This is a genomic window from Streptomyces sp. SID12501, assembly GCF_010550245.1.
Classification (GTDB): Bacteria; Actinomycetota; Actinomycetes; order Streptomycetales; family Streptomycetaceae; genus Streptomyces.
In genome coordinates, this window is sequence record NZ_JAAGLU010000326.1 from 1 (window position 1) to 567 (window position 567).

A 567-nucleotide genomic window follows, 5' to 3' on the forward strand; every position below is an offset into this window, starting at 1 on the left:
GGCTTCCGGGGCTGGTCGGGCGGGGCGCGTACCTCCTTCTTCCTCCGGGGTGACACGGCGACCCCCGGCTATCTCGCCGGGCCCCTGCGGGCCGGGACCTGGCACATCGTGCTGGCCCCCTACACCGTGGCGCCCGGGGGTCTCCCGTACGAGGTGACCGTCACCCTCCGGTTCGGGGAGCCGGGCCGCACCCCCGCGCCCGTCCATCCGCCCCAGCGGGCCGGGGGACGCGGCCGTGCCTGGTACCGGGGTGACTGCCATATCCACACCGTGCACTCCGACGGGCGGCGCACCCCGGCCGAGGTGGCCGCCGCCGCGCGGGCCGCCGGGCTCGACTTCATCAACAGCAGCGAGCACAACACCACCTCCGCGCACGGGGCCTGGGGCGGGCTCTGGGGCGACGACCTGCTGATCCTCACCGGCGAGGAGATCACCACCCGCAACGGGCACGTGCTCGCCGTCGGCACCGACCCGGGCACCTTCGTCGACTGGCGCTACCGGGCCCGCGACCAGCGGTTCGGCCGGTACGCGCACCAGGTGCGGCGGGCCGGAGGGCTCGTCGTGCCC

General features: G+C 76.2%; 1 protein-coding gene. It reads left to right on the forward strand.

Features of this window, described 5'->3' with window-relative positions:
* On the forward strand, window positions 1-567 hold a 567-nt coding region (locus G3I71_RS46025), incomplete at both ends, for a CehA/McbA family metallohydrolase (RefSeq protein WP_164324889.1).